This is a genomic window from Lactobacillus bombicola, assembly GCF_900112665.1.
Classification (GTDB): Bacteria; Bacillota; Bacilli; order Lactobacillales; family Lactobacillaceae; genus Lactobacillus; species Lactobacillus bombicola.
In genome coordinates this window covers 83,440-92,122 of sequence record NZ_FOMN01000006.1, presented here as the reverse complement: position 1 = coordinate 92,122, position 8,683 = coordinate 83,440, and the positions used below count along the sequence as shown (strand labels likewise).

6 protein-coding genes and 1 tRNA gene are annotated in these 8,683 nt (G+C 34.6%); all 7 read right to left on the bottom strand.

The window, feature by feature from the left end; all coding sequences use genetic code 11:
* Window positions 1-2: 2 nt before the first annotated feature.
* Window positions 3-75, bottom strand: a tRNA-Arg gene (locus BM203_RS05990).
* 52 nt (window positions 76-127) lie between these two features.
* Entirely contained in the window at window positions 128-1,456 is a 1,329-nt protein-coding gene (locus BM203_RS05985; protein WP_090093507.1) for a PTS sugar transporter subunit IIC, read from the bottom strand.
* A complete protein-coding gene (locus BM203_RS05980) occupies window positions 1,453-2,685 on the bottom strand; it encodes a DEAD/DEAH box helicase (protein WP_407656040.1) in 1,233 nt (410 codons plus the stop codon). Before BM203_RS05980 ends, BM203_RS05985 begins: the two co-directional genes overlap by 4 nt.
* A gap of 174 nt (window positions 2,686-2,859) precedes the next feature.
* The gene (locus BM203_RS05975; protein WP_090093504.1) at window positions 2,860-3,861 is read right to left on the bottom strand and encodes an NAD(P)-dependent oxidoreductase; all 1,002 of its coding nucleotides are present in this window, start codon (window positions 3,859-3,861) and stop codon (window positions 2,860-2,862) included.
* Window positions 3,862-3,909: 48 nt separating this feature from the next.
* Complete coding sequence (locus BM203_RS05970) at window positions 3,910-5,094, bottom strand: metal-dependent hydrolase family protein (protein ID WP_090093502.1); 1,185 nt, start codon at window positions 5,092-5,094, stop codon at window positions 3,910-3,912.
* Between the two features lie 794 nt (window positions 5,095-5,888).
* Complete coding sequence (locus tag BM203_RS05965; RefSeq protein ID WP_090093500.1) at window positions 5,889-7,025, bottom strand: restriction endonuclease subunit S; 1,137 nt, start codon at window positions 7,023-7,025, stop codon at window positions 5,889-5,891.
* Window positions 7,015-8,547, bottom strand: coding sequence for a type I restriction-modification system subunit M (locus BM203_RS05960; RefSeq protein ID WP_090093498.1), 1,533 nt, complete (start codon window positions 8,545-8,547; stop codon window positions 7,015-7,017). The genes BM203_RS05965 and BM203_RS05960 overlap by 11 nt, the downstream gene beginning before the upstream one ends.
* Between the last annotated feature and the right edge of the window lie 136 nt (window positions 8,548-8,683).

Here is an 8,683-nt window from a genome sequence, read left to right as displayed (position 1 = left end):
AATGACCCCGGTGAGATTCGAACTCACCTCTACGGTTTAGGAGACCATTGTTCTATCCAGATGAACTACAGGGTCATGCATAGTTAACTTTACCAAATTTGAATGATAAAAGCCAACTTTTTTTACATTAATATTGTCTAATATAATATGAACGCGACGTACTAGCTTCAGCAATTTTATCAGCTGCAATTACAAATGGTGTCCAGATGGCCAGAGCAATTACCATATTAATAAGACATAAGATAATTGCACGCCAATCATAATTACACGCCAAGAATGGTCCAATAATTGGTGGAATAATACTTGGTACTGCTACTTGAACAGGATTAACTAGACCTAAGGCACTCACCCAATATGAAAATGCCACATTCACCAATGGCGCAACTATAAATGGAATAAAGTAAATTGGATTAAGTACAACCGGTAAGCCAAGGACAATGGGTTCATTAATATTAAAAATGCCTGGTGCTAAAGCCACCTTAGCAATAGTGCGATAGTCACTCCGTTTAGAAAAGAGCAAAATAGATACAATTAGCATAAGGGTGCCACCAGTTCCACCAAACCAAGCAAAAGCATCAAAAGAACCACGCACCCAAAGAAAAGGCACATTATGCCCTGTTCTAACCGCTGTTACATTAACATTCTGAGCCGTTAACCAGATTGAGTCTAAAATTGGTGCCCAAACGCTTAGTCCATTAATACCGAAAAAGCCAAAGATTTGCACTAATAAAGTAACTAGCATTACCATACCAAATCCTTGTCCCATCTTAACTAAGGGTACTTGTAAAGTGGCTAATAGCCAGTTGCCAAAATAGGTACCAGTAATTGTTTGAAAGACAAAGTTAATCAACCCGACACTAAAAATTGCAATAATAGCAGGAATTAAAGAGTCAAATGCTTTTTGTTCAGCATAGGGCAAAGTAGTTGATAAATGTAAAGTTAGCCGTGCCTTACAACAAAGCGCAAAAATTGAAACCCCAATTGTGCCAAACAAAATTGCAGTAAAGATACCCGTCGTTGAAAATTGTGAAATGTTAAATGCTTGGTGGATTGAGACGACCTTACCATTAACACTAAGTTTGGTTAAATTAGCAATACTCATGGCCAAAGACGATAAAGAAACAATAGCACCAGCAATGGGATCAACCTCGATGCTTTTAGCCAAATGAAAACCTAAAGACATTGCCAAAAACATCGCAAATAAGGCAAAAGTACCACGCCATACCACATTACTGATTAAGGTAAGCGGCTGCATTACCCAGGCAAAAGTTGTCCAACCTAAATCATCTCTTGCCACCATAATTAAACTTCTGATTAACACAGCAAGCGATCCAGCTATCGTGATCGGCATTATTGAAATAAATGCATCCCTTAAGGCAACTAGCCAATGGGCTTGTCCTAACTTGTTAGCTAAGGGCAAAATATAATCTTCTAACCAAGCTACTAATCGACTCATTTTTGGTCCTTCTTTTTTAAATAATGTGGATGATAACCCTTATTTTTACGATGTCGCTTTTTATTACTTTTTCGCTTTTTATTAGCAGTCTCAGTAACTTCTTTCTCTTCAATGACTGCTTTTTTAAGAGGTAATTTTTGAGATAAACGATTTTTGCCAAAATAAACACGCTCAAGTTCAACAGAATTAACTAGTAAATTTTTTAAGTCACGAAAATCATGATCATCCCCTAAAGTGACAACATATCCATTAGCCCCCATCCTGCCTGTACGTCCAGCTCGGTGCAAATATGTACTAGCTTCACTAGGAATATCAAAATTAATAACATAAGTAACTCCCGTTAAGTCTAAGCCACGTGCCGCTAAATCAGTTGCCAATAATAATTTTAGGTGGCCTACTTTAAAATTGTGTAGGGCTTCTGCTCTTTTTTGTTTACTGAATTCATTTGCCAAAAGATCAAATTTAGTTTTAGTATGAGCTAAAATCCCCGCAAATCGCATCATTGTTTGATTAGAGTCAAAAAACAAAATTCCCTTAAAATTATTAAGCCTTACTAAACGCTGAATAAAATCTAGTTTGTGCGTATTATCAACTTGCAAAAAATAGTTTTTTACCGTTGTTTTCTGGTCTGGACGAACATCAATTAAAACAAAGTTGCGTGCAAACAGCTCGTCAGCTTGACGCGTAATTTCTGATTCTGTTGCGCCAAATAATAAAATCTGGGCATCAGAACGTAAGTTTTGTCCTAGAGAACTAAGTAATTCCATTTTACTAAATTCCAAAATATCATCAGCTTCATCTATTACCAAGGTGCTAATCTGATTGACTTTAATACGACCACTTGAAAAAAAATCAAAAAATCGCCCAGGAGTAGCCACAATTACTTCTGGGTGCTTTTTCTTTAAATTATCTTCCTGGCGTTTACGATTTCCAGCGCCGACCAAACTAATTCCCTTTAAGTTCAACTCATCAAGAAATGGATTAATTGCATGCCGAATTTGTACAGCTAATTCAGTTGTCGGAGCAAAAATTACTAGACTATTTGCTTCACCTACTTTAACTTTTTCTAAACTAGGTATTGCATAAGCTAAAGTTTTGCCCGTTCCGGTCTTAGCTAATGCAATACAACTTTCACCACTTAAAATTGCCTCTCTTGTTTTTGTTTGAATTAATGTTGGTTGATTAAAGCCTAATCTAGCCAAGGTTGATTGAATTTCTGTTTTCATTATTATTTTAACTTGTCCATATTCTATGTCTACTTAACAAAAAAGTTATTGTTTACAGGTTATAAATGTCTTGTTCTCATCCTACTAGTCTATCATATCAATATTTTTTGTATAATTTCCAGAAATAAATTCGCTAATAACTAAAAATGACTGTTTTAAAACAGTCATTAATTAAGTTTATTCTTCTACCAAATAAATTGGTTTTTGTCCGTTCAATACCCGCTTAACGTCAGTCATACTCTGTTCAATCATATTTTTAACCGCAGTTTTAGTATAATATGCGGAATGAGGAGTAAAAACAACATTAGGCATTTTTGCTAGTTCCTGATAATCCGCAGGTAATTCGGCAATATTAGTAAATTTTTTCATTACGATATTTTCTTCACCAGTCATCACATCAAGCGAAGCACCTGCAATTTCTCTATTTTTTAATGCTGTAATTAAAGCTTGAGTATCAATTAGAGGCCCTCTAGCTGCATTTATAATATAGGCTGTACTTTTCATTTTTTTAAATTCAGCAGCCCCAATCATATTGTCCATCCCAGGTTCAAATGGTGTGTGCAAGGTTAAAATATCAGCTTCTTTAATGATAGTTTCAAAGTCAGTGTAATCAAGAAAAGCTTCATTGGCAGGATTTTCCACAATATCATAGGCGATTACTTTAGCACCTAAAGCATGAAACAGTTCAGCAACTGCCCCACCAATTCGACCAACACCAATAATGCCAATAGTTTGATTATAGATTTCATCACTAATCAAATCTTCACTACGCACAAAGTTTAAATCTTCGTATTCATTTTTAAAAATTGGACCCCATTTTCTCAACAGATACATAGCAGAAGTAAGGGTATTTTCAGCTACTGCTCGGGGAGAATAAGCTGGCGTATTAGTAATAATTAGATTATACTTATGTGCAAATTCCCAATTAATAATATTATAGCCAACTGACCGCAAGGCAATTTGCTTAATACCATAAGAAGCAAGTTTACGATAAACAGCTTCTTCATTAATATCAAAAATTTGTAAGACACTAACCACGTCAAACCCTTTTGCAAGTTCAACAGTTTCAGCATCAAGTTTTTTAACTGTAGTTTGCAATTCATCTTCAACGTGGTTGTGATTCCATTTATCTACATATACCTGCTGTTCAGGCGTCATATTGTATAATAAAGCCTTCATTATTCGTTCTCCTTATAGTCATAGAAGCTTCTTTTTACCTTTTTAATATTAATAAGCTTTTTTACCTTTCTTATAAACAGCTTTATCAACTTGGGTAACAGCTGTAATTTCAGCAAGAGGATTTTTCTTTAAAACCAAGAAATCGGCAAATTTACCGGCTACTAATGAACCATATTCATCATCAATTTTCATTAACTTAGCAGAATTTCGACTAGTTTGTAAAGCTTCAAAATTGGTAAAGCCTTGTTCAACTAACAAAGGCAACTCTTGCGGCGTCATCTTAAAATCATTAAATGGCGTTCCAGCATCTGTTCCCAATGTTATTGGTACGCCAGAATTTTTGGCGTGGGTAATATTTTGCCGTAAATCTTTCCAAGCCGAGGCAATTTTCGCCATTTCCCATTCTGGAATTTTACCGGGAGCATATGCAATAAATGCCCAAGCACCAACAATTGTTGGTGTTAAATATGTACCCTTTTTAAGCATCAGTTCTATTTCTTCATCGTTAACATAAAAGCCATGCTCAACACTATCAACACCTGCTCTTATGGCATTCATAATTCCCGGATTACCCTCAGCGTGAGCAGCAACAGTAAATCCTTTATGATGTGCCTCTTCAACAGCAGCATGAATTTCACTTTCACTAAGCTGAGGATCATCCATAAAATCATTTTCAGTCATTACCCCACCAGTTGCCATTACTTTAATTGTTCTAGCACCTTTTTTAATGCCTTGACGAACAGCCTTACGCATTTCATCAGGAGAATCAACCAAGTGACCAAAATTAGGCATGTCGCCGTGGCCACCGGTCATTGAATATGGACGGCCCGAAGGTAAAATTTCTGGTACATTAGTCAATTCTCCCCTCTTTATTAAGTTATTAAGGGCAATATCGATATCATACGTACTGCCACATTCACGAATATAGGTTACACCTGACTTTAATAGCTCATGCAAATGCTTAACTGCTCTAACAGTTGCTTCAACAACATTTGCTGAACTATCACCATCTGGTGTCTGTGGATCCATAATGATGTGAGTATGGCAGTTAATCAAACCTGGAATTACATATTGACCAGTCAAATCAACCATCTGATCAGCCTTGGGTAAAGTATTAGACCCTACTTTAATAATTTTACCTGTATCATCATCAACTAATAAATAACTATTGGGTTTTACTTCTTCATCTTCACCATTAAACAAATTAAAATTAAAAAAAACTGTTTGCGTCATCTTAAAAACTCCCTTTATAAAAAAGCACTTATCCCAATACAAGGACAAGTGCTTCATGTTACCACTTTTAAATTTATCTATTACTTCCGTAATAAAGCCCGATTAATTATCTAACAATTGATTGCACTATACCACTATAAATTAGTAAATACCAACTAAGATAATTAGTTAACACTAATAAAAGTAGCGCCCATAGTATTTAAAACTTTCACTAATACTTTCATTACTAATTTATCGAGTAATTGCCTTTTTAAATCATATTTAATTAACTTTTAATTTAGCATCCTATACATATCTTGTCAATAAAAATTAGGGCAAGCTTTAAATTTACTTATAATAGAATCCAGCTACATCCAGGTATTTAACAGAAAATTCCGCTGGCAAAGTAATTGCACCTCCAAATACAACTACTAATATGCAACTTAATTATCCGTTCGTATGCTCGATGAACTTAGATTAGTGGTACTATCCGCAGTAGCAAATTTAGTAGACAATTGTAATGAAATTGACCTAAAATCTATCCCTTTTCTAGCCAATTTTTATCAAATATAAGAGTAGCTTATAAAAATGATTCATGCTCAATAGTTTAATAAATCACCATTGTTGACAATCGTCTTAGTTCAGCTTGAGATAAACATTTACAAATATTAGTAAATGTTTACCCAAGTAAGAATATATTTATTAATTTTAGTGCTAGCTAGCGGATACAAAAAACTATATTAAACTATAAATTAAAAAAAAATACTAAACCGAATTTTATAAAAAAAACTTAATAAATTTATTTAATGCCCCTTCTACCGTACTTCTCTATGATTATCGAAAAACTGACTGAATAAGACTTGCTTTATTTCAGCCAGTTCCATATTTTCAGTTTCATTTGCTCTAATTTTTGTAAATAAGGGTTGAATAATTTGATCAAATTTTACCAATTCATCTTTGGCTGGTATCTTAACGGTTAATGAATTGAGATTTTTTTGCGATATTTTTTGTTGCACTGCACCAGTGATAATCGTTGATACCTTTTTTTGCCTAAAGAATAAATATAACCATTCCGTCGAAACATGTTTACCTTGAAGAACATGAACATGATTATTAGGCCAAAATTTCCCAAAAACATATTGTAAGACTGGATAACCATCCTTGTCTTCAACTGATCCATCTTCACCTAATAGTAAATAAATGCCATCAAAATTATATTTATCAATATAATCATTGACAGCAGCTGCACCAATATAGCGATATTTGCCTTGTATTGCTAGACGCTTCCGATTAGCAATTGGTCGCCTGAATTTATCAAAATTAGCCATATATGAACCAATCTTTTCCTTACCGGAGTTCACATTGGGGAAATACTTTTTAAAAATAGTTTCTGCTAGAGCAAGTAAGTTTTCATTTATTTGTACATTAAGTGCGATTTTTTTATCAATTTGCAAAAATATATTAGCAATCCGTTCCTGTTCTTCTAATGGAGGAACTGGAACCAATAGACGCTTAAAAGCAGTTTTATTAAACTTGGGCTGTGCACTACCAGAAACAATTGTTTTCATTAAGTCCTGACCACTGGGACTAGATAAAAAGTAATAATAGTAATCATTATTATACTTGGTATCAATTACAATTGCATTCGGTCCCAAAGACATCGGCTTATCAAGTTGCGGAGCTTTAAAGGTGGTACCTAAATGAGTACCAACATTAGAAATAATAATTTCTCCGCCATAAAGTTTCGTTTTCTTTAAAAATTGATAACCAGCCTTATTTATATACTGAAATGGTCCTTTAAAATTATTTCTATAATCAGTGAGCCTGATCAAAACTGCATAGCCCTGCGATTCATTTGTATAAATAACATTTTCTTTTAAGGATTTAAAACTACCATTTGCCACATAATCAGTTATTTTTGTGCATATTTCACCAATAGATCTATATTTCATAACCCAGACCTTTCAGCACTTGTCGAACATCATTTTGCAACTTGTCACTTTTAGCAAATTGTTCTTTAAGGTCACTAGTCAGTTTGGTCATTCGTGCTTCATATGACTCACCGACTTTGGCTTGCTTGGCTATTCCTACATAACGACTTGGAATTAAAACATAATCATTCTGCGCAATTTCAGATAATTTGACTACTTTGCAAAAACCAGCAATATCTTTATATTGCTCGTCGATAGTTCCACGATAAGCATGATAGGTTGTCGCTAGCTTATTGATATCTTCCTTAGAGAAGCGACGATGCTTACGGTCAACCATTTCGCCTAAATTGCGGGCATCAATAAATAAAGTTTCATTCTTACGGTTACGCTCATCGCTCGATTGCTTATCCATATCTACAAACCAAAGCGATACAGCAATACCAGTTGAATAAAACATCTTATCAGGCAAAGCTACAATTGCATCAATTTTATCGTCCTCAAGTAAAGCTTTGCGAATTTCGTATTCTTCCTTAGTTGAAGTTGACAATGCTCCATTAGCTAAGACAAAGCCTGCTTTCCCGTCTGGAGCAAGTTTACTAATTATATGCTCAATCCAAGCATAATTGGCATTACCAATTGGGGGCATTCCATATTTCCAACGTGGATCATCTATCAGCTTTTCACCATTCCAATTTTTTACATTAAAGGGTGGATTAGCTAAAACAAAGTCAAACTTTTCATTTTTATGAAAGTCATTGGTAAAGGTATCTCCTTGCTGTGGACCAAGATTATTATCAATTCCTCGAATAGCTAGATTCATCTTAGCTAATTTCCAAGTCGTAGGATTGGATTCTTCGCCATAAACTGATAAATCAGAAACATCTCCTTGATGCTCTACAACAAATTTATCAGATTGCACAAACATTCCACCTGATCCACAACAAGGATCATAAATTTTGCCTTTGAATGGCTCAATCAGTTCCACTAAGGTGCGTACAATCGAACGAGGAGTATAAAATTCTCCGCCCTTTTTTCCTTCTTGGGCGGCAAATTTAATTAAAAAATATTCATAGACACGCCCCAACACATCAGAGCGCATAGCTCTGGCACAGCCTAAACTAATGTCAGAAATCAATTCGACAACCTCACCTAAGCGACTTTTATCTAAATCGGGTGAAGCATACTCCTTACTCAAAATCCCTCGAAGTGAGGTATTATTTTTTTCGATTTCGCGCATAGCTCGATCAATTACTTTACCAACTTGCGGTGTATTAGCTGCTTTTTGAATTACATCCCAACGCGCTTGCTTTGGTACCCAAAAAACATTTGCAACTTTATATTCTGTTGGATTCTCAGCCTTTTCTGGATAATCAGACTTCAAAAGTTCTTGATGTTTAGTTTCAAATGAATCTGAAATATATTTTAGAAAAATCAATCCTAAAACCACATTACGATATTCAGATGAATCCATGCTTCCACGCAAAGCATCTGCGGTTTGCCATAATTTGTTTTCAATACCTAATTCGCTTATCTTTTTTACCATTAATCTGTTTCCTTTAGTTCTTGTAGTTAACTTGAAGCCTCTTTAAAATAATGCTTAAATAAAAAAGTATTTCTAATCGTTACTTAGCCATAAGAAATAAATATTCAACTGGTTAATTTTATTTTAATCGCTTGTC